The 19,179-nt window shown below is 74.2% G+C and carries 20 protein-coding genes; 10 read left to right on the top strand and 10 right to left on the bottom strand.

The window, feature by feature from the left end; genetic code table 11:
• Nucleotides 1–79 precede the first annotated feature (79 nt).
• Nucleotides 80–1,120 carry a lactonase family protein gene (locus BMW99_RS35735; protein WP_075018243.1) on the top strand — a complete coding sequence of 347 codons (1,041 nt, stop codon included), beginning with the start codon at nucleotides 80–82 and terminating at the stop codon, nucleotides 1,118–1,120.
• A gap of 114 nt (nucleotides 1,121–1,234) precedes the next feature.
• On the opposite strand, the gene BMW99_RS35730 is transcribed toward BMW99_RS35735, so the two are convergent.
• From BMW99_RS35730 to BMW99_RS35705, 6 genes are all read right to left on the bottom strand, one after another.
• Nucleotides 1,235–2,131 (bottom strand): sirohydrochlorin chelatase, encoded by an 897-nt coding sequence (locus BMW99_RS35730; protein WP_075018242.1) that lies wholly within the window; start codon nucleotides 2,129–2,131, stop codon nucleotides 1,235–1,237.
• 485 nt (nucleotides 2,132–2,616) lie between these two features.
• The gene (locus BMW99_RS35725) at nucleotides 2,617–3,615 is read right to left on the bottom strand and encodes an N-acetylglucosamine kinase (RefSeq protein ID WP_069465752.1); all 999 of its coding nucleotides are present in this window, start codon (nucleotides 3,613–3,615) and stop codon (nucleotides 2,617–2,619) included.
• 2 nt (nucleotides 3,616–3,617) lie between these two features.
• Nucleotides 3,618–4,460, bottom strand: a complete 843-nt coding sequence (locus tag BMW99_RS35720) for a phospholipid scramblase-related protein (RefSeq protein ID WP_069465753.1) — start codon at nucleotides 4,458–4,460, stop codon at nucleotides 3,618–3,620.
• Nucleotides 4,461–4,488: 28 nt separating this feature from the next.
• Nucleotides 4,489–5,166 (bottom strand): uracil-DNA glycosylase, encoded by a 678-nt coding sequence (locus BMW99_RS35715; RefSeq protein WP_069465754.1) that lies wholly within the window; start codon nucleotides 5,164–5,166, stop codon nucleotides 4,489–4,491.
• Nucleotides 5,167–5,265: 99 nt separating this feature from the next.
• The gene (locus BMW99_RS35710) at nucleotides 5,266–6,354 is read right to left on the bottom strand and encodes a WD40/YVTN/BNR-like repeat-containing protein (protein WP_075018241.1); all 1,089 of its coding nucleotides are present in this window, start codon (nucleotides 6,352–6,354) and stop codon (nucleotides 5,266–5,268) included.
• A 202-nt stretch (nucleotides 6,355–6,556) separates the two neighbouring features.
• The gene (locus BMW99_RS35705) at nucleotides 6,557–7,660 is read right to left on the bottom strand and encodes an NADH:flavin oxidoreductase/NADH oxidase (protein WP_075018240.1); all 1,104 of its coding nucleotides are present in this window, start codon (nucleotides 7,658–7,660) and stop codon (nucleotides 6,557–6,559) included.
• Nucleotides 7,661–7,786: 126 nt separating this feature from the next.
• Between BMW99_RS35705 and BMW99_RS35700 the strand changes: the two genes are divergently transcribed.
• Nucleotides 7,787–8,212 (top strand): ArsR/SmtB family transcription factor, encoded by a 426-nt coding sequence (locus BMW99_RS35700; RefSeq protein WP_107485480.1) that lies wholly within the window; start codon nucleotides 7,787–7,789, stop codon nucleotides 8,210–8,212.
• A gap of 142 nt (nucleotides 8,213–8,354) precedes the next feature.
• On the opposite strand, the gene BMW99_RS35695 is transcribed toward BMW99_RS35700, so the two are convergent.
• From BMW99_RS35695 to BMW99_RS35685, 3 genes are all read right to left on the bottom strand, one after another.
• Entirely contained in the window at nucleotides 8,355–8,981 is a 627-nt protein-coding gene (locus BMW99_RS35695; protein ID WP_075018239.1) for a TetR/AcrR family transcriptional regulator, read from the bottom strand.
• Between the two features lie 313 nt (nucleotides 8,982–9,294).
• Nucleotides 9,295–10,233 (bottom strand): M56 family metallopeptidase, encoded by a 939-nt coding sequence (locus BMW99_RS35690; protein WP_075018238.1) that lies wholly within the window; start codon nucleotides 10,231–10,233, stop codon nucleotides 9,295–9,297.
• A 125-nt stretch (nucleotides 10,234–10,358) separates the two neighbouring features.
• Nucleotides 10,359–10,895, bottom strand: a complete 537-nt coding sequence (locus BMW99_RS35685; protein ID WP_075018237.1) for a DUF5134 domain-containing protein — start codon at nucleotides 10,893–10,895, stop codon at nucleotides 10,359–10,361.
• A gap of 491 nt (nucleotides 10,896–11,386) precedes the next feature.
• Here BMW99_RS35685 and BMW99_RS35680 point away from each other — a divergent pair, with 491 nt between their 5' ends.
• The gene (locus BMW99_RS35680; RefSeq protein ID WP_069467174.1) at nucleotides 11,387–11,923 is read left to right on the top strand and encodes a GNAT family N-acetyltransferase; all 537 of its coding nucleotides are present in this window, start codon (nucleotides 11,387–11,389) and stop codon (nucleotides 11,921–11,923) included.
• A 97-nt stretch (nucleotides 11,924–12,020) separates the two neighbouring features.
• Here BMW99_RS35680 and BMW99_RS35675 read toward each other — a convergent pair whose 3' ends face one another.
• Entirely contained in the window at nucleotides 12,021–12,689 is a 669-nt protein-coding gene (locus BMW99_RS35675; protein WP_069467173.1) for a glycerophosphodiester phosphodiesterase, read from the bottom strand.
• Nucleotides 12,690–13,027: 338 nt separating this feature from the next.
• Here BMW99_RS35675 and BMW99_RS35670 point away from each other — a divergent pair, with 338 nt between their 5' ends.
• The 7 genes from BMW99_RS35670 to BMW99_RS35640 all read left to right on the top strand — a co-directional run.
• Entirely contained in the window at nucleotides 13,028–14,425 is a 1,398-nt protein-coding gene (locus tag BMW99_RS35670; RefSeq protein ID WP_069467172.1) for a DUF6421 family protein, read from the top strand.
• Between the two features lie 23 nt (nucleotides 14,426–14,448).
• Nucleotides 14,449–15,207 (top strand): SDR family oxidoreductase, encoded by a 759-nt coding sequence (locus tag BMW99_RS35665; RefSeq protein ID WP_069467175.1) that lies wholly within the window; start codon nucleotides 14,449–14,451, stop codon nucleotides 15,205–15,207.
• Nucleotides 15,204–16,304 (top strand): threonine aldolase family protein, encoded by a 1,101-nt coding sequence (locus tag BMW99_RS35660; RefSeq protein ID WP_107485478.1) that lies wholly within the window; start codon nucleotides 15,204–15,206, stop codon nucleotides 16,302–16,304. The genes BMW99_RS35665 and BMW99_RS35660 overlap by 4 nt, the downstream gene beginning before the upstream one ends.
• 131 nt (nucleotides 16,305–16,435) lie before the next feature.
• The gene (locus BMW99_RS35655) at nucleotides 16,436–17,038 is read left to right on the top strand and encodes a transglutaminase-like domain-containing protein (protein WP_069467171.1); all 603 of its coding nucleotides are present in this window, start codon (nucleotides 16,436–16,438) and stop codon (nucleotides 17,036–17,038) included.
• Nucleotides 17,039–17,095: 57 nt separating this feature from the next.
• A complete protein-coding gene (locus BMW99_RS35650) occupies nucleotides 17,096–17,494 on the top strand; it encodes a TlpA family protein disulfide reductase (RefSeq protein WP_407640350.1) in 399 nt (132 codons plus the stop codon).
• 488 nt (nucleotides 17,495–17,982) lie between these two features.
• On the top strand, nucleotides 17,983–18,444 hold the full coding sequence (locus BMW99_RS40990) for a flavin reductase family protein (RefSeq protein WP_069466032.1): 462 nt from the start codon (nucleotides 17,983–17,985) through the stop codon (nucleotides 18,442–18,444).
• 305 nt (nucleotides 18,445–18,749) lie between these two features.
• On the top strand, nucleotides 18,750–19,179 hold a 430-nt coding region (locus BMW99_RS35640; RefSeq protein ID WP_407640349.1), incomplete at its 3' end, for an electron transfer flavoprotein subunit beta/FixA family protein.

Raw genomic sequence — 19,179 nt, 5'->3', positions numbered from 1 at the left:
TGGGACCCGGGGGCGACGTAAGGGGCGTCACGTACTACTCTCAGCCGCCGTACAGACATCGGGCGGAAGAGGTACGGCAGTGGCCGGGCACGCTTATATCGGGTCGTTCACGTCTGCGGGGGGCCACGGGCTCACCGCGGCCAGCGTGGACCCGGACACGGGAGCGCTCACCGCGCTCGGGGACACGGCCGAGGTCCCCAACCCCTCCTTCCTCACGCTGTCCGCGGACGGGCGCACCCTCTACACCGTGAGCGAGACCGAACCCGAGGGCGCCGCCGCCGCGTTCTCGCTGGCCGACCCCGCCAAGCCCGCACTGCTGGGCACCCCCGTGCCGGTCCGCGGCGGCTCACCCACGCACCTGACGGTCCACCAGGGACACCTGCTCACCGCCAACTACGCGGCGCCGGGCAGCGTCACCGTGCTGTCGCTCAAGGACGACGGCGCGCTCGGCGAGGTCCGCTCGGTGCTGGAGCACGAGGGCGACGGGCCCAACCGCGAGCGGCAGGAGGGCCCGCACGCGCACGCCGTGCTGCCCGACCCCACCGGTCGCTGGGCGGTCAGCGTCGACCTCGGCACGGACTCGGTGCGGGTGTGCGAACTCGACGCCGCCGGCGGGGAGCTGGAGATCGAGCGGGAGCTGGGTCTGCGGTCCGGCATCGGCCCGCGGCACCTGGCCTTCCACCCCGACGGCGGCCACGCATACGTGATGAACGAGCTGGACTCCGTCGTCACCGTGTGCCGCTTCGACGCGGAGAAGGGCAGCCTGCGGCCGCTCGCCGAGGTGCGGGTCCTGCCCGACGGCAGCGCGGGCGAGAACTACCCGTCGGAGCTGGTGGTCTCGCCCGACGGCCGGTTCGCCTGGGCGGCCAACCGCGGCCACAACAGCATCGCCGTGCTCACCCTCGACGAGACCGGGGAGCGCATGGAACTCGTCGACACCGTGAGCTGCGGCGGCGACTGGCCGCGGCACCTCACCCTCGACCCGTCCGGCACCCGCCTGTACGCCGCCAACGAGCGCTCGGGCGACGTCACCTGGTTCGACGTCGACCCGGACACCGGCATCCCCAAGCAGGCCGGCTCGCTGGCGCTGCCCGCCGTGTCCTGCGTCGTCTTCGCCTGAGGCACCCGCCGGGCGTACGGCTCCGGACCGCGGAACGGCCGCGGCCGGCCTCCCCTCGGGGAGGCCGCCCGCGGCCGTTCGTGTCCGTGCCGCGGCCGGGCCGGGCGGCGTGCCTTACTGCCGGGCCTGCGCGCCCTGCGGCGCCGGCTGCGAGATGCCGAGCGCCGAGGCGTACTGCGTGACGACCAGCTTGCCGACCGCCGGGTACGGGCCGAGCGCGTCCGCGCCCGAGCAGCCGGCCTCCGCGGCCGCGGTGTGCAGCAGCTGCGGCGCGATCTCCGGGCCGATGAGGCAGGGCGCGAGGGCGAGCGTGCCGGAGCCGGAGGCGCGCAGCTGCTCCGCCGCGTGCGCGATCGCGCCGTCCTCGTCGAGCGCGGCCGCGAGCACCGGCACGGCGAGCCGTGCGGCCAGCAGCAGGCCGGTGACGCCGGCCGCCTGCGCGGCCTCCTCGCCGCCCACGGTCGCCAGGATGATGCCGTCGGCCGCGGTGGCCACGGTGAACAGCCGGGCCCGGTCGGCACGCGCCAGACCGGCCTCGGACAGCCGCACGTGCAGCGCCTCCGCGAGCAGCGGGTGCGGGCCCAGCACGTCGGTCAGTTCGACCTGCGCCTTGCTGTCGGCGATGGCCTGGCGGACACGCCGCAGTACCGACGCCTCGGGGCCGGCCAGCAGCGGGACCACGACGGCGGAGGTGTCGTCGCCGGTCCGCTCCGCGGCGACCTGGTCCAGGACGCTGCGCAGCGACGGGAACTCCACGCCCTCGGCGTCGGTGTCGTCGCCGTCGACGAAGGCGATCCGCGGGTGGAGACCGGACAGCTCGGAGCGGGCGATGCTCACGACTTCCTCGGCCAGGCTGAGCGCCGCGGCGGTCGGGGTGCCGGGGACGGCCAGAACCAGCACCGGCGCGCCCTCGGGCGCGGCCAGCGCCTCCGGTCGGCGGTGTCGACCGGGCTGGCGCGGACGCGGCATGCGTACGGGGAGGCCGGAGGAGGGCCCTGGTGCAGTGCTCATGGCGTCGCATGCTAACGCCTCGCGCCGTCCCGATGTTCGCCCGGGTACGAGGAAGGCCGCGGCTGTCCGGAACTGTCCGATTCCTCGGGCGCCCGGTGGACACGTTCGGTCAGCAACCGAGTCTGACCTGTACACATGGGCCGCAGCGGACTCGCCCGCCCCCCGCTCACCGGGGCTCCGCGACGGGGTTGCGGAAGGTCCCCGGGGCCCCGCGGGCCGCTGTGACGCACGGGCCGCAGTGAGTCCCGTGATACCGCACGACGGGACGTGATGCCGGGAGTGCCCCGATGTGCCGGGCGCCTGCCCGGAGTTGACGAGCCGGCTCCCGCCGGCCGTGCGGGTGCCGCCGGCCGTGCGACGGCGATGCGGGTGGCGCGTGTGCCGCTGGTCGTCCGACGGCTGTCCGTGCGCAGTCGGCCGCCCAAGGGGTGTCCGTGCGCAGTCAGTCGTCCGATGTCTGTCCGCCCGCCTCGGGCAGTCCCGCTCTACCCGTCAGCCGTCGTGTCCGTGACCGTCAGCATCGCGCCGTCCACCGGCAGGGTCAGCGCGGAGCGGTGGAGGGCGGCGGCGATCAACAGCGCGCCGTCGAGCGGATCGCCGGCCGCGGGGAGCAGCTCGGCGTCGGGGAGCAGCCACTCGGCCTGGTCGCGCAGCGGGCCGAGCAGCGGTTCGCCCATTCCGAACAGCCCGCCGGTCAGGGCCACGTCGACCGGCTCCGGGCCGGGACGGACCGCGGCGGCCGACTCCAGGATGTGGGTGGCGGCCCGGCGCAGGATGTCCGAGGCCACCGGATCCTCGGCGGCGCAGCGCGCCACCTCCGGCGCGAACGAGGCCAGGACGTTGGGCCGGTCGGGCCGCGGGTACAGCCGCCCGGGCAGCGTGGCCGCGGGCCCGAACTGCTTCTCGGCGCGGGCCAGCAGGGCCGTGGAGCCGCCGGCCCGGCCGTCGTGGGCCCGCATCGCCGCGTCCAGGCCCTCGCGGCCGATCCAGGCGCCGCCGCCGGCGTCGCCCAGCAGATGGCCCCAGCCGTCCGCGCGCCGCCAGCTCGTGCCGTCGGCGGAGACGCCCAGCGCGATCATTCCGGTGCCCGCGGCCACCACGACGCCCGGCCGCAGGCCCAGTGCCCCCGCGTAGGCGGTCACGGCGTCGCCGGCCAGGGCGAGCCGCCGCACGCCGAACGCCCCGGCCAGCGAGGCCGGCAGCCGCTCCCGCAGGTCGTCCCCGAGCGTGGCCATGCCGGCCGCACCCACGCACGCGGCCGCGATCCGCCCGGCGCCCGCGCCCCGCATCAGCCGGTCGGCCAGCGGTGCCACGAGCGCGAGCAGGGCGTCCGCGTCGATGCCCCGCTCCCCGGTGACCGCGGGGTGCGGGGACGCGGCGCGCTCCGCCGTGGCGGGGGCGCCGCCCGCCGGCGCGAGGGCGACCCGCACCCCCGAGCCGCCCGAGTCGACGGCGAGGACCCAGGCGGAGTCGGTTTCCGGCACGCTCAGCCCAGCCCGCGCGAGTCCTGCTTGAGCGCGGTGTCCACGGTCAGCGCCGAGGCGACCACCATGCTGAGCAGCGGGTCGGCGAGCTGGCGGTGGATCTGCAGCACGTAGTTGTCGGCCGTGGTGAACATCGTCTTCGCGAAGCCCTCCCACGTCTTGGTGATGCGGGCGATCTCCGTCTCCGTGTGGTCCACGATGGCGAAGTTCCAGGCGCGCCAGTTCTCGGCCTTGATCGCGCCGATCTTCTGGCCGTTGTACATGAACGCGAAGTTGATCTTGCCGATCGCGTTCTGCTGCACGATCTCGCCGAGCGGCTCGCCGTTGGCGCGGTGCACCAGCACCTTGGACTTGATGAACTTCGCCGGGCGGGTCAGCACCAGCTGCGGCTGGCCCTGCGCGTCCCGGACCTCCAGCTTGTGCGTGAGGAACTGGTCCACGCTGGAGACGAAGCGCAGCACCTTCTTCGCGGTGCTCTGGCCCACCTCGACGACCGAGCCGAGGGTGCGGCCCTGCTGGTCGAACACGCTGTACTCGTTGACGAGCTCGATCAGCTTGGCCTTCTGGTTCACCACCAGGATCGGCTCGGTGAACAGGGTGCCGCCGCCGAAGCCGGTCGGCGCGACTCCGGCCTGCTGCTGGACCTGCCGCTGGATCTTCGACGGATCCGGCGCACCGCTGACGTTCACCTCCCAGGCGCTCCCGCCGCCCGGCTGGGCCTGCTGCGGTACCTGACCCGGGTTGGTGTGCTCGGTCCACTGGGCGCCGTCCCAGTACCGGAGCAGGTTCGGAGTGCCCTGCGGGTCGGCGTACCAGCCGGCCGGAGTATTCGAATGCGTCGTCACCCGCGAAGCGTACCGAAGGGGTGACGCGTCAGGGGAGGCGCCAGTCCACCGGCTGCGCGCCCTGGCGGGCCAGGAGTTCGTTGGTCCGGCTGAACGGGCGCGAGCCGAAGAATCCGCGGTCGGCGGACATGGGGGAGGGGTGCGCCGACTCGATCGCCGGGAGCTCGCCGAGCAGCGGCCGCACGTTGCGGGCGTCGCGGCCCCACAGGATCGACACCAGCGGGCGGCCGCGGGCGGCCAGCGCCCTGATGGCCTGCTCGGTGACCGGCTCCCAGCCCTTGCCGCGGTGCGCGGCCGGGCGCCGGGGCGCGGTGGTGAGCGCCCTGTTGAGCAGCAGCACGCCCTGCTCGGTCCACGGCGTCAGGTCGCCGGTGGACGGCCGCGGCAGCCCGAGGTCGGAGCCGAGCTCCCGGTAGATGTTCTCCAGGCTGCCCGGCAGCGGCCGCACCTCGGGAGCGACGGAGAAGCTCAGCCCCACCGCGTGGCCCGGCGTCGGGTACGGGTCCTGGCCGACGATGAGCACCCGCACCTCGTCGAACGGCTGCTGGAACGCCCGCAGCACGTCGGGTCCGGCGGGCAGGTAGGTGCGGCCGACGGCGATCTCGTCACGCAGGAAGGTCCCCATGGCGGTGATCCGGTCGGCCACCGGGTCGAGCGCCTTGGCCCAGCCCGCCTCGACGATCTCGTGCAAGGGTCGTGCAGTCACGATCCGTCACTCTACTGGCTCAACAGGGGTGCTGCGGACGGGGATCGGTGATCACGCCCGTCCCGGCCCGTTCGTCCCGCGGCCGCGCAGGCGCCGCCCTCACACGACGGCGGCCCGCACGCACAGCACGTCCGGCAGGTGGGCGACGGCCAGTTCCCAGCTGTCGCCCTGGTCGGCGCTGGCGTACACCTCGCCGTTGCGGTTGCCGAAGTACACCCCGCCGGGTGCCGCGTCGTCGGTGCACATCGCGTCCCGCAGGACCACGCCGTACGACGGGTCGTCCGGCAGGCCCCGCGACAGTGCCGTCCAGGTGCCGCCCGCGTCCTCGGTGCGGTACACGCGGCAGCGGTAGTCCGGCGGCATGCGGAACGCGTCGGCGCTGAGCGGGAAGACGTAGGCCACGCCGCCCCGGTGCTTGTGCGAGGCCACCGCGAAGCCGAAGTCGGCCGGCAGGCCCGCGGCGATGCTCGTCCACTTGGCGCCGCCGTCGTCGCTGCGGTACACCCCGCCGTGGTTCTGCAGATAGAGGCGGTCGGGATCCACCGCGTCCTGCGCGACCTTGTGCACGCACTGGCCGAACTCGGGATAGCGCTGCTCCTCCGGCAGGAACGTGGCCTGCACACCGGAGTTGGACGGCTCCCAGCTCGCGCCGCCGTCCTTCGAGCGGTACACCCCGCCCGTCGACACCGCCACGGTCACCAGATCGGGGTCGGACGGGTGGGTGACCACGGTGTGCACCGCCTGGCCACCGAACCCGGCCTCCCACTGCGGCCGCTGCGGATGGTCCCACAGGCTGCGGACGAGGCCGAAGGTCTCGCCGTCGTCCTCCGAGCGGAACAGCGCGCCGGGCTGGGTGCCGGCGTAGACGACACCGGGCGCGGCCGGGCCCGCCGGGTGCAGCTGCCACACGCGCTCCAGCGAGGTGCCGGTGTCCTCGGGGAACGTCACGGCGGGCCGGGCCGGTTCGTGCCACGAATCGCCGAGGTCGTCCGACCGGAACACCGAGGGGCCCCAGTGGGAGCTGTCCGCGCCGACCAGAAGGCGTGGCACCGCGCGGCGGGTGTCGATGCCCACCGAGTACACCGCCTGCATGGGGAAGTGCGGTCCGGTGAACCCCCAGCCCCCGTCCCGCCGCCGGCCCAGGAACAGGCCCTTCTGGGTGCCCACTGCGAGCAGCACGTCGTCCATGACGTCCTCACCTCCGCGTTGCGATGTGCTCGACGTCACAGAGTCTGCACCCACCCACCGACAACGCGTCCCCTTTGCGGGTGTTTCCACGGATCGGGTGGCGGGGTGGCGGGGTGGCGCGGTACGGGAGGCGGGTGGGGGCGGCGCCGGACGGGAGCCCCTGGGGCGGGAGTCCGGCGCCGTGGTCCGCGGGCCCGGCGGGTCAGGAGGCGGCGGGCCGCGGGAACGCGCGGGCGTACTGCGGCGGCACCGCGGGGCCGGCCGTCACGCCGAGCTCCTGCGCGGCATGCAGCGGCCAGGACGGCTGGCGGAGCAGCTCCCGGGCGAGCAGCACCGCGTCGGCCTGGCCGGTGCCGACGATCGTCTCGGCCTGCCGCGCGTGCGTGATCTCGCCGACCGCGGCGACCGGCAGGTCCGTCTCCGCCTTGACGCGGGCCGCGAACGGCACCTGGTAGCCGGGGCCCGTCGGGATGCGCGCGCCCGCCGCGTTGCCGCCGGTGGACACGTCCAGCAGGTCGACTCCGCGCACCGTCAGCTCCTTGGCGAGCCGCACGGTCTCGTCGGCGGTCCAGCCGCCCTCCTCCAGCCAGTCCGTGGCCGAGACGCGGAAGAACAGCGGCAGTTCGTCCGGCCACACCGCGCGCACGGCGTCCACGGCCTCCAGCGCGAAGCGGATCCGGTTCTCGAACGAGCCGCCGTAGCCGTCGGTGCGGCGGTTGCTGTGCGGGGAGAGGAACTGGTGGATCAGGTAGCCGTGGGCCCCGTGCAGCTCGGCGACCTGGAAGCCGGCCAGCAGCGCGCGCCGGGCCGCGGCCGCGAACTGTTCGACGACCTCGGCGATGCCCTCCTCGGTCAGCTCGTCGGGGACGGGGTGCCCGTCGGCGAACGGCACGGCGCTGGGGCCCAGCGTCCGCCAGCCCTCCTCGCCGCCGAACAGCGGCGCGCCGCCCCGCCACGGCCGGTCGGTGGACGCCTTGCGCCCGGCGTGGGCGAGCTGGACGCCGGGGACCGCGCCCTGCTCCTTGGCGAAGCGGGTGATCCGGGAGAACGCCTCGACCTGCGCGTCGTTCCACAGGCCGACGTCGGCGGGGCTGATCCGGCCCTCGGGGCTGATCGCGGTCGCCTCGGTGAGGATCAGGCCGGCGCCGCCCGCGGCCCGCGCCCCGTAGTGGGCGAAGTGCCAGTCGTTCGGCACACCCTGATCGGGCCCGCTGGGGGCGGCCGAGTACTGGCACATCGGAGCCATCCAGGCGCGGTTGCGGATGGTCAGGGACCGCAGGGACAGGGGCTCGAACAGGGCGCTCACGGCAGGTTCCTCCGGGCGGGGCGTCGGTACGGGGTCGCGGGGCACGGGGTGGCACCGCGGCTTCCTACGATAGGCATCGTAGTACGGCATCTGTCAAACTACGAAGGACGTCGTAGTATGGCCTTCATGACCTCCTCGGCCCCCGGCTCCGCTGCCACCGCCCGACCGGGCATCTCCCACCCGGCCCCCGCCCGGCCGGACGCCGACGTCCCCGCCGGTGGCCGGCACCTGGAGCACCCCGACGTGGCGGACATCCGGCTCGAAGAGGTGCTGCACGCGCTCGCCGACCCCATGCGGCTGACCGTGGTGCGCCGGCTGGCCGCCGCCAGCCGCGACGTGACCTGCTCCGAAGTGCCGCTCCCGGTCAGCAAGTCGACCACCACGCACCACTTCCGGGTGCTGCGCGAGGCCGGCGTCATCTGCCAGGTCTACCGCGGCACGTCGAAGATGAACGGGCTGCGGCGGGCGGACCTCGACGCCCTCTTCCCGGGACTGCTGGAGCGCGTGCTCGCCGCGGCCGAGGCGCAGGAGCGCCGCCTCTCCCCGTCCTGACCGGCTGCCCCGGCCGCCGGTCCCGCCGCGCGCTCCGGGGTGCGAGCCGCGGCCGGCCCCGTGTCGCCCGTGTCCCCCGCGCCGGCTCCACGCCCCACACGCGGGGCTTCACGCCTCCCGTGCCGGCCCCACGTCCCGGGCCTCACGCCTCCCCGGCCGGCTCCAGGCCCGGCGCTTCCGCCGGGGGCTGCCCGGCCGACCAGGGGAGCTCGTAGCGCTGGAAGAGCTCCGCACGGAGCCGGGCCAGCGGCATCGGCGCGCCCGGCAGCAGCAGGGCCACCGTGGCGCCCATCAGCAGCGCCCGCAGCAGGCGGTACTCCTCCTCGGGCTGCTCGGCGCCCCATCGTTCCACCGTGTCCCGCAGCAGGAACGCCAGGCGCTGCTGCTCCGGGCACTGGATGAACCCCTCCTCCTGGAGGATCGAGGCCATGTGCGTGCGCATCAGCGTCGTGTGCGTGCGGGTCAGCGTGAGGATCGCGTCGATGGCCCGGGCCAGCAGCTCGTCGCCGTTCTCGGCGCGCGGCTCGCGCTCCAGGGCCTCGGACAGCTCGCTGTGCATCAGGCGGTGCACCGCCGACTGCAGCAGTGCCCGCTTCCCCGAGAAGTAGTACGAGACCAGTCCCCGCGCGGAGCCCGCGCGCCGGCTGATGTCCCCCAAGGTCGTGGCCTCGTAGCCGCGTTCCTCCACCAGTTCGACCGTGGCCTGCAGGAGCCGCTCGCGCGAGCGCTGACGCATGGCTTCATTGACGGAAGCGCTTCGAGGGGACATGCTTTACTCCTGCGTTGACTGGCTCGGAGCCAATATACTCAGCGCGACCCTCCGGACCACGGTCCACGAGGGAACGGGACGTTTGCCGGCCCCGGCGACGCGGGGGATCGTCGGGGCCGGCATCCGCTCCCCGGACACGTCTCCCGGACATCCCGGCGCCGCAGCGATCACCGCGGCCATCCTCCCGGACGCGGCGCGCCTCCCGCCCGCGACCCCGCGCTCCCCGGTCCCCGCCGTCCGCCGCCGATCCCACCCGCGGACTTCCCGAACGCGCCGCCGCGCGACCGCGGTCGCCCCTGCCGGCGCGGCCCCGTCATGTCAGGGCGTGCAGACCGGGACCGAAGGCGATGATCAGCGGCACCGCAGGAACCAGCAGCGCGCACGCGCTGACCCGGAGGCGGCGGGCCAGCGGCAGCCGCGGCGCGGCGTCCAGCAGGCGGTGCACCCGCCCCTGGAGCGCGCCGTCGGGACTCGTGCCGGGGCCGAACACCCCGCGCTCCTCGTTGAGTTCCACGAGCGCCAGCGCGGTCGTCAGCCGGCCGAAGCGGCGGGAGGCGGTGTCGTCCGCGGCGAGTTCCACCAGGTGGTGCACCTGATCGCGGAAGGCCGCGAAGACCGGAACCTGCGGGAAGCCCCCGGCCAGCGCCCCCGCGCAGTGCAGCAGGACGTCGTGGCGGGCCCGGGCGTGCCCCTGCTCGTGGGCCAGCACCGCGTCCAGCTGGCGCCCCTTGAGGCGTCGCAACGCCCCCGTCGTGACGACCAGTTGACCCTCGGCGCCGGACAGCCACCAGGCGTCGGGGCGGGCGTCCTCCAGGACCACGAGCCGTTCGCCGGGCGGCACCGACTCCTGCGGCAACCGGGGTGCGCGGACCAGCAGTTCGGCATGCCGGTGGCGGCGCCTCGCGCGCGCCGCGCGGATCTCGCGGGTGAGCATCGCGGCCGTCCACACCCCGCCGAGGGCCAGGAAGGCGGCGAGCCAGCCGGCCCAGTGGCCGTAGTCCGACAGCCCGTAGGCCTCGACGACGCCGCTCGGCGCGAACGCGAAGACGTTGCCGCGGACCTCCGTCCAGGCGGCCGATCCGGCCAGTGCCATGGCCAGCACGCAGCACAGCAGCACGGCGGCGACCACGCACTGCCACACCCACAGGGCCAGCACCGGTTCGCGCTCCGGCCAGTCGGCACGGGAGAGCAGGCGCGGCGCCGTCGCCGCCGCGAGTGCGCCGAGTACCAGCAGCACGATCGCGACCGTCATGTCGGTCAGCCTAGGGACGGCGGCCACGCCGGGGTACGGGGCCCGACGGGATGTGACGCATCACTCACAGGAAGTGTCGGCCGTGGCGTCGCCGCCCCCGGGCCATGGGACGGATCCGTGGCCCGTCACATCATCAGGAGCATGGCCACCATGCCGAGGGCCATCGACACCCGGCAGGCGACGGCGACTTCGGGTGAATGCCGCAGGCGCACCGCGGCGGCCGCGCCGCCCGCCGCCGTGCCGTGGGCCGGCGCGGCGACCACCCGCGTGCCGGAGAGCAGGACGTATCCCGCGAAGTACAGCAGCAGCACGCCGGTCAGCGCGGGTGTGCCGGCGGCGTGGTGGCCGGCGTGGCCGCCGTGCGCACCGCCGGAGCCCGCCATGGACAGGGCCATGTAGGCCATCGCCGCCGAGCAGACGGTGTGGTGCAGCCGGTGGGTGCGGCGCCTGGCCACCGCATGGACGGCGGCGCACCCGAACACCGCGGCGAGCAGCGGCGCGACCCACGGCCCCGGCTCCCAGACGGACAGCGGCACCGCCATGACGGCCATCCCGGCGCCGGTGAGCGCCTCGTCCCTGGCCTCTCCCCTGACCAGGCACGAGGCGGCGGCGGCCATGCTCAGCGCCACCAGCAGCCAGGACACCAGCGGTGGTCCGTGCATCGCTGCCCCCGTCCGAGCCTGTCGCCGGCCCGTGTCCCTCGCGGCCGTCCGGGTCAGGCTTCCCGCGCCCGAGGGCGCACACCCACGCGCACGGGAGGCCCCGGGGGAGTGCGCGGCGGCGTGCCGCGCGCCCCGCGCTCCGGCCCGCCGCGTCCGGGTTCCGGCTCCCGCTCGCCGCCGACTGCGGGCCGGAAGATCCGTGCGACCTCCGCTCCCGTGGCCTGCCAGGCGCTGGTCGCCATGGCGGTGACGAGCGTCGCCGCGGCCGTCGCCGGCGCTGTCTCCGGATCTGGCATCAAGTCCCGCTGGAGCGGCGAGAGTTCGGGAGCGGCCGTGCCGGCCGAGGATATGGCCCGCTCGGGCCGCGCGGCCCGACCCCGCGGAAAGGGCGCCGGCCCGGCGCGGGCCCCGGCGCCGGACCGCTCCGGCCTCCCAGGCCGTCCCGTTCCGGCGGCCTCCGCACCCCGGGCCGCTTCGGTAGCCTGACCGGCATGGACATCGCCGCTCAGCCCACCTTCCGTGCCGCGCGCCCCGACGACGTGCCCGCGCTCGTCACCCTGATCGAGTCCGCCTACCGGGGCGACGCGAGCCGGGCGGGGTGGACCACGGAGGCCGACATCCTTCAGGGGCAGCGGACCGACCCCGAGAGTGTGCTCGCCGTCATCCACAAGGAGAACAGCCGGCTGGTCGCGGTCGAGAGCGCGGGCGAACTGGTGGCCTGCTGCCAGCTCGAACACCGCGGTGAGCACGCGTACTTCGGGATGTTCGCGGTGCGTCCCGCGCTGCAGGGAGCGGGCCTCGGCAAGCTGATCATCGCGGAGGCCGAGCGGTTCGCCCGCGACGAATGGGGCGTGGCCGAGATGCACATGACGGTCATCTCGGTCCGCGAGGACCTCATCGCCTGGTACGAGCGGCGCGGCTACGAGCGCACCGGCCGGACCAGCCCGTTCCCGTACGGCGACGAGCGGTTCGGGCTGCCGACCCGCGACGACCTCGAGTTCGAGCTGCTGACCAAGCGCCTGGCCTGACCCCGGGCCGGACCGCCGCGGGAACGGCGGTCCGAAGAGGTCCCGGTCCGGACGGCTCCGCGCCGGACTGACCGGGGCCCGGGCCGGTCAGGACGCCTCAGGCGGCGGGTTCCCCGGGCAGGTCGGTGGCGGCGCCGTCCAGTCCGAGCGCCCGCGCCACCGCCCAGTCCTGCGCGGAGTTGACGGTCCACGCCATCACGGCGATCCCGGCGGCGTGGCAGCGGTTCACCGTGTCCAGGTTGAGCTGGGTCAGGTCCAGGCTGACCAGGCGCGCGCCGACGGCCTGCGCGCGGGGCACGATGTGCGGCCCCAGGTCGCTCGCGACCAGCACCGTGCGGATCTCCGGCAGCAGCGCGTGCATCTCGGCGAGCGCCTCGTCGTGGAACGACAGCACGCTGACCCGGTCCACCGCGCCGCGCTCGCGCAGCACCTCCGCCAGCACCCGCGCGGCGTCCACGTCCTTGATCTCGGCCTGCAGCGGCCGGTCCACCGCGTCGAGCACCTCCTCGAAGACCGGCACCCGCTCGCCGAGCCCGGCGTCCAGGTGCCGGATCTCCTCCAGCGTGAGGTCGCGGACGGCGCCGTTGCCGTCGGTGGTGCGGTCGACGTCGGGGTCGTGCATGACGATCAGCGCGCCGTCCTTGCTCAGGTGCAGATCGAGCTCGATCTGGTCCACGCCGGCCTGTTCGGCGCGGCGGAAGGAGCGCAGTGTGTTCTCCGGCTCGACGCCCATGACGCCGCGGTGACCGACGGTGAGGAAGCTCATGTCCCGACCCTAGCGAGCGCGGGCGACGCCGGGCCCAACACGCCGTGACGGCCCGGCGTCGCATGCCGGAGCCGCCCGCCGGGACGGCCGCCGAGCGGCCGGGGGATGGCGGGAGGGGATGCCGGAGGGATGTCGGAGGACGCCCGGGATGACGGCGGCCAGAGTAGTCGCAGTCCGAGGATTGTGCGCGTTTTCCTCGCCCGTTCCGGGGAACTCGCAGGAAAAAAACCGGCCCCACCCCCATGTTGCCGCACGATCTCCGCCGGCTCCCCTTGATCCTGACGTGCTGTCGCAGATACCGTGGTCTGGACGACAGGTTCTTTTGTGGAGGAGGGGTCATGAGTGAAATTCTTTTGCCGACGGCGCACGGTGGGAGCGGTACGTCCGGCGAGGGAGTCACCGGCCACCCCCAGTGGGCAGTGCTGAAGCAGGCGGTCGAGGCCATCCGGCCGTGGCAGCGCAAGGACGGCTCGATCGACTTCGAGGCCGAGCACGCGCCCAGCCGCGACGATGCCGCGAAGACGCTGGGCCGCGTCGTGGACGCGGTCGAGCAGCTGTCGCCCGAGCTGCCCCATGACGCCGACTACCACCGCGCCCTGGTGGCCGATCTGGGCCGCTGGGCCGCGGGCGGCTTCGGCGTCCCGGACTTCCTGGACTCGCTGCTGGCCTTCCAGCCGGCCGAGAAGCGCCAGGACGGCCTGCAGCACCTCGTCGTCTTCCCGATGTACACCCAGAACGGCAACCCGGACCGCAACCTGGAAGCCGTGGTGTTCACCGTCGTGTGGCCGGAGTGGCTCGCCGAGCTGGAGCGCACCCGCTACGACAACCCGATGTTCGTGCCGATCACCTTCGCGGACTTCACCCCGGGTTACGACACCAACTCCGCCGTGCTGTTCCCGGAGACCGTGGCCGTCCGCCAGGCGCCCGAGCGCTGGACCTGGGGCGCGATCTTCTGCGACCGCGAGGCCGCCCGCTTCCGCGCGGTGACCGCTGCCGCCGTCGACGTCCTGGGCCTGGAACTGCCCGAGGACGCCGCCCGGCTCGTCGAGGACCAGGAGCTGGCCCAGCAGACGTACGTGCTCTGGGACATGATCCACGACCGCACCCACAGCCACGGCGACCTGCCGTTCGACCCGTTCATGATCAAGCAGCGGGCCCCGTTCTGGATGTACGGCCTGGAGGAGCTGCGCTGCGACCTGACGACCTTCAAGGAGGCCGTCACGCTGCAGGCCGAGGGGCACCCCATGGGTCTGGGCGTGCAGTACGCGATCCTCTTCGACCGGCTGTTCCGCTTCCCGGTCACCGGCGACCGCGTCCGCAACTACGACGGGCTCGGCGGCCAGCTGCTGTTCGCGTACCTGCACAAGCACGACGCCGTACGCTGGACGGACAACACCCTGCACATCGACTGGGAACGCGCACCGCAGGTCACCAACCAGCTCTGCGCCGAGATCGAGACGCTCTACCGGGACGGCATCGACCGCCCCAAGCTCGTGCACTGGCTCGCCGCCTACGACCTGGTCGCGTCGTACCTCTCCCCGAATCCCGGCTCGGTCTGGGCCAAGGGTCCCGAGGCACTGGACCTGTCGCTCCCGCCGCGCAAGCTGGTGGACGACGTGCTGCCGGACGAGTTTCCGCTCAGCATGTTCTACGAGGCCCTTGCGAAGAAGCTCCGCGAGGTGATCGCCTCGACCAAGGGAATCACCGGCGACAGCGCACTGCGGGGCGCCGCGTGACCGGTGCGGGCGAGGAGGCGGAGATGACGACGGACACCTACACGGGCGGACTCGACGGCGCGGTGATCGCGGTGGCCGGGGCCGGCGGACCGGCCGGGCGCGCGGTACTGCAGCGGCTGGCCAGGGCCGGCGGCCACGTGGTCGCGGCCGACGCCGATCCCGGACGGCTCGCCGAGTCGGTCGACGCGGCGCGCTACGACGCGGGCGGTGCCGACATCACCGGCGAGATCGTGGACCTGCTCGACCTGGAGGCCACCCAGGACTGGGCCGCCAGGATCGAGAAGGACCACGGCCGGGTGGACGGCCTGGTGCACCTGGTCGGCGGCTGGCGCGGATCCGCGTCCTTCCCGGAGACCGAGCTGTCGGACTGGGACGCGCTGCACAGCCTGCTGATCCGCACCGTGCAGAACACCTCGCTGGCGTTCCACGACGGCCTGATGCGCAGCCCCGGCGGCCGGTACGTGCTGATCAGCGCGGCCGGCGCCAGCGCCCCCACCGCGGGCAACGCCGCCTACGCCGCCGCCAAGGCCGCGGCCGAGGCGTGGACGCTCGCGCTCGGCGACTCCTTCCGCAAGCTCGGCCCCGAGGACGGCCCCACCGCGGCGGCCACCGTCCTGGTGATCAAGGCCCTGGTGCACGATGAGATGCGGGCCCAGCGCCCCAACGCCAAATTCGCCGGCTTCACCGACGTCCACGACCTCGCCAACGCGATCGCCGACGTGTGGAACACAAGCCCCCAGGAAGTGAACGGGACCCGACAGTGGCTGACGCCCCGACCGTGACCGAACAGCCCTCTTCGGACGGCACCGACAGCACAGGCGGCACCGACGCCGTCCGTCGCCACGACCCGCGGGTGCGCGGATTCGCCAGCGACAACTACGCGGGAGTGCACCCCGAGGTGCTCGCCGCGATCGCCCTCGCCAACGGTGGCCACCAGGTCTCCTACGGCGAGGACGTCTACACCGCCCACCTGCAGGAGCTCTTCCGCACGCACTTCGGCCCCACCGCCGAGGTGTTCCCGGTGTTCAACGGCACCGGGGCGAACGTGACAGCCCTGCAGGCGGTCACCGAGCGCTGGGGCGCGGTGATCACCGCCGAGTCCGCCCACATCAACGTCGACGAGTGCGGGGCGCCCGAGCGGGTCGGCGGCCTCAAGCTGCTCACCGTCGCCACCGAGGACGGCAAGCTCACCCCGGAGCTGATCGACCGCCAGGCCTACGGCTTCGACGACGAGCACCGCGCCCAGCCGCAGGTCGTCTCGATCACCCAGACCACGGAACTGGGCACCTGCTACACGCCCGAGGAGATCCGGGCGATCTGCGACCACGCGCACCAGCTCGGCATGACCGTGCACATGGACGGCTCCCGCATCGCCAACGCGGCGGCCACCCTGGGCGTGCCGCTGGCGGCCTTCACCACGGACGCCGGGGTCGACCTGATCTCCTTCGGCGGCACCAAGAACGGCCTGCTCCTGGGGGAGTGCGTCGTGGTGCTCAGTCCGGAGCGGGTCCGCTCCATCCGGTACCTCCGCAAGATGTCGATGCAGCTCGCGTCCAAGATGCGGTTCGTGTCCGTGCAGTTCGAGGCGCTGCTCGCCGGTGACCTGTGGCTGCGCAGCGCCTCGCACGCCAACGCCATGGCGCGCCGGCTGGAAGAGGCGGTCCGCGGGATCGACGGCGTCACCGTGCTGCGGCCGGTGCAGGCCAATGCGGTCTTCGCGCTGCTGCCCCGCGAGGTGAGCGAGCGCCTGCAGAAGCGCTACCGCTTCTACTTCTGGGACGAGGCGACCGGCGAGGTGCGCTGGATGTGCGCCTTCGACACCACGGAGGCGGACGTGGACGGCTTCGCGGCGGCCATCGCCGAGGAGATGGCCGGCTGAGAGGACGCGGTCTCCGGGGCCGCGGTCATGGAGACCGCGGCCCCGGAGGATGCACCTCGGATGCTGCATGAATATGCGGTGAAGCGTAATTGTATTGCCGCCCGGGTCGGCGGCCGCCTAGGCTCCGCGTCATGGAGCTGATCGCAGCGGCTGCCGACCCGGCCGCCTATCTCGCGGACGATGACGCCGTCGACCACCGGCACCCCCTCGTCAGGACGATCGCGGCCCGCCTGCGTGCCCTCGCCCCCGACGCGTATGACTATGCGAAGACGGCATACGGGTTCGTCCGCGACACCGTGCCCCACTCCGCGGACGCGGGCGATCCGCGGGTCACCTGGCGCGCCTCCGACGTCCTCGGCCGGCGCACCGGGATCTGCCACGCCAAGTCCCACGCGCTGGCCGCGCTGCTGCGGGCCGAGGGCATCCCGGCCGGGTTCTGCTACCAGCGGCTCACCGAGGACGACGGCAGCGAGCCGGTGCTGCACGGGCTCAACGCCGTGCTGCTGCCCGGCCGCACGCACTGGTCCCGGATCGACGCCCGCGGCAACATCCCCGGCGTCGTGGACGCCGCCTTCTCGCTGGACGAGGAGCGGCTGGCCTGGCCGGTCCGCCCGGAACTGGGCGAGGCCGAATCCCCGGTGGTGCACGCCGCACCGCCGCCGCACCTCCTCGCCGCGCTCCAGGCGGCCCCGGACCGGGCACGGCTGGTCCTGCCCGCCGACCTGCCCTCCTGACGCCTCCCGCGGACGGGTTCACGCGTGACCGCGGGAATCACCCCGCGCCTGCGGGTGCTGGACAATGCGGTGGAGGTCGCGGCCGGCGCGGCCGCGACGGGCGAGCGGAGGAACCACGTGCGGGGCGACGGCGACGGCGGGCGGCTGACCCCCGCCGAACTCGGCGGGGCGGGACTGGGGGAGCGGGCCACCCTCGTCCAGTTCTCCAGCGCGTTCTGCGCGCCGTGCCGGGCCACCCGGCGGGTGCTCGACGAGGTCGCCGGCATGGTGCCCGGCGTGCGTCACGTCGAGGTCGACGCCGAAGCGCACCTCGACCTCGTGCGCCGGCTGCACGTCGTCAAGACGCCCACCGTCCTCGTGCTGGACGCGGACGGCGCGATCGTGCGCCGCGCCGTCGGCCAGCCGCGCCGCGCGGACGTCATCGCGGCCCTCGGCGCCGCGGTCCTCCCGGCCTGAACAACCGCGCCCGGCACCCGTGTCCGACCCCCTCCCGGCACCGCGGCCGGCCGCCGGAGCGGCCGGACCCGCGGTGGATCGCAGGTGGAACCGCGGTCCAGCCCCGGATGTGACGGACATTCCATCTGCCGGACCTGCCTTGACGGGGTGCGCCTCGAATCGTCACTCTGACGTTATGTCCGATGATCTCCGTCTGCGCCCGCGTGCCGCCGCCCGCGGCGGGCATGCGCGCGCGTGGTGGTGTCCGCGCTGCTGAGCCGCACCACCCGCCGGCCGCACACCCGCCCGCTGCAGAAGGACATCCGGTGACCGCCACGACCGACCTCGGCGCCCATTCCGACCAGGCCGACGACCATGCTGCAGGCCGGCCGCACGCCCAAGCGGCGGGCAGGCCCCACCGCCCCGCGCCGCCCGCACCGCGCCGGCCGGGCGAAGGCCCGGACCCGGAGCAGCCCGGGCGGGACGGGCAACCGGGCCTCGACGCCGCGGTGTTCCGTGCGGCCTTCCGGCGCCACGCCGCCGGCGTCGCGGTCGTCACCGCGTCAGGCCCCGCCGGGCCGGTCGGCTTCACCGCGACCTCGCTGACCTCGGTCGCCGTCGAACCGCCGATGCTGTCCTTCGGTATCAGCGTCGGCTCGTCCTGCTGGCCCGTGGTGGCCGAGGCGCCGTACGTGGGGGTGCACATACTCGGCGAGCACCAGGAGGAGCTGGCCGCGCTGTTCGCGCGCAGCGGCGCCGAGCGGTTCGGCCCGGGCACCGCGTGGTCGCCCGGCCCGCACGGCGTGCCGGTGCTCGACGGGGTCGCCGCATGGCTGGTCGGCCGCGTCGCGGGCCGCGTGCCCGCCGGCGACCACCGCATCGTCGTCGCCGAGGCCGTCGCCGGCGACCCGCACGGCCCGGGCCGCCCGCTGCTGTACCACCAGGGCGGATTCCACCGTCTGGGGCACTGACCCGCCCCGCGTCCCCGACGCGCCGTCCACGTCCGCACCGCCCGCGCGAGCCGCCCGCAGGGGCGGGCCCGGGTCGGCCACCTCACACTGCGCCACGCTTGTGGGACGCGCCGGACGCGCGGTGTACTGACGAGTAATATTTCGGGCGAGGCCGTTGCTGCGTCCCGGCCGGGTGCCGCCGCCGCGGGCGCCTATGCTGCCATTCCGGGGCACATCCCGGGCCTCGTGGTGAGCCCGGTCCGGTCCGGGGCAGTGGACGTAGACGTGCAGGACGAAGCAGCAGGACGAGCAGTAGGAGTGCTGGCGTGAGCTTGAGGATCGTTGTGGCTGTGAAGTATGTGCCCGATGCGACGGGTGATCGGCATTACGCTGGGGATCTGACGACGGATCGTGATGCGGTGGACGGGCTGCTGTCGGAGTTGGACGAGTATGCGGTGGAGCAGGCGTTGCAGATCGCGGAGGCGTCCGGTGATGCGGAGGTCACGGTGGTGACGGTGGGTCCGGGGGATGCGCGGGACGCGGTGCGTAAGGCGTTGTCGATGGGTGCGGATCGTGGTGTGCATGTGGAGGACGAGGGTCTGCATGGCACGGATGTGATGGGGACGTCGCTGGTGTTGGCGAGGGTGGTCGAGCGGGTGGGGTTCGATCTGGTGGTGATGGGGATGGCGTCGACGGATGGCACGGCGGGTGTGGTGCCGGCGTTGCTGGCGGAGCGGTTGGGGGTGCCGCAGGTGA

It is taken from the genome of Actinacidiphila rubida (assembly GCF_900110255.1).
GTDB classification, from domain to species: Bacteria; Actinomycetota; Actinomycetes; order Streptomycetales; family Streptomycetaceae; genus Actinacidiphila; species Actinacidiphila rubida.
Note: the sequence above shows the minus strand (reverse complement) of the source record. Positions and strands in the feature narration are given on the sequence as shown.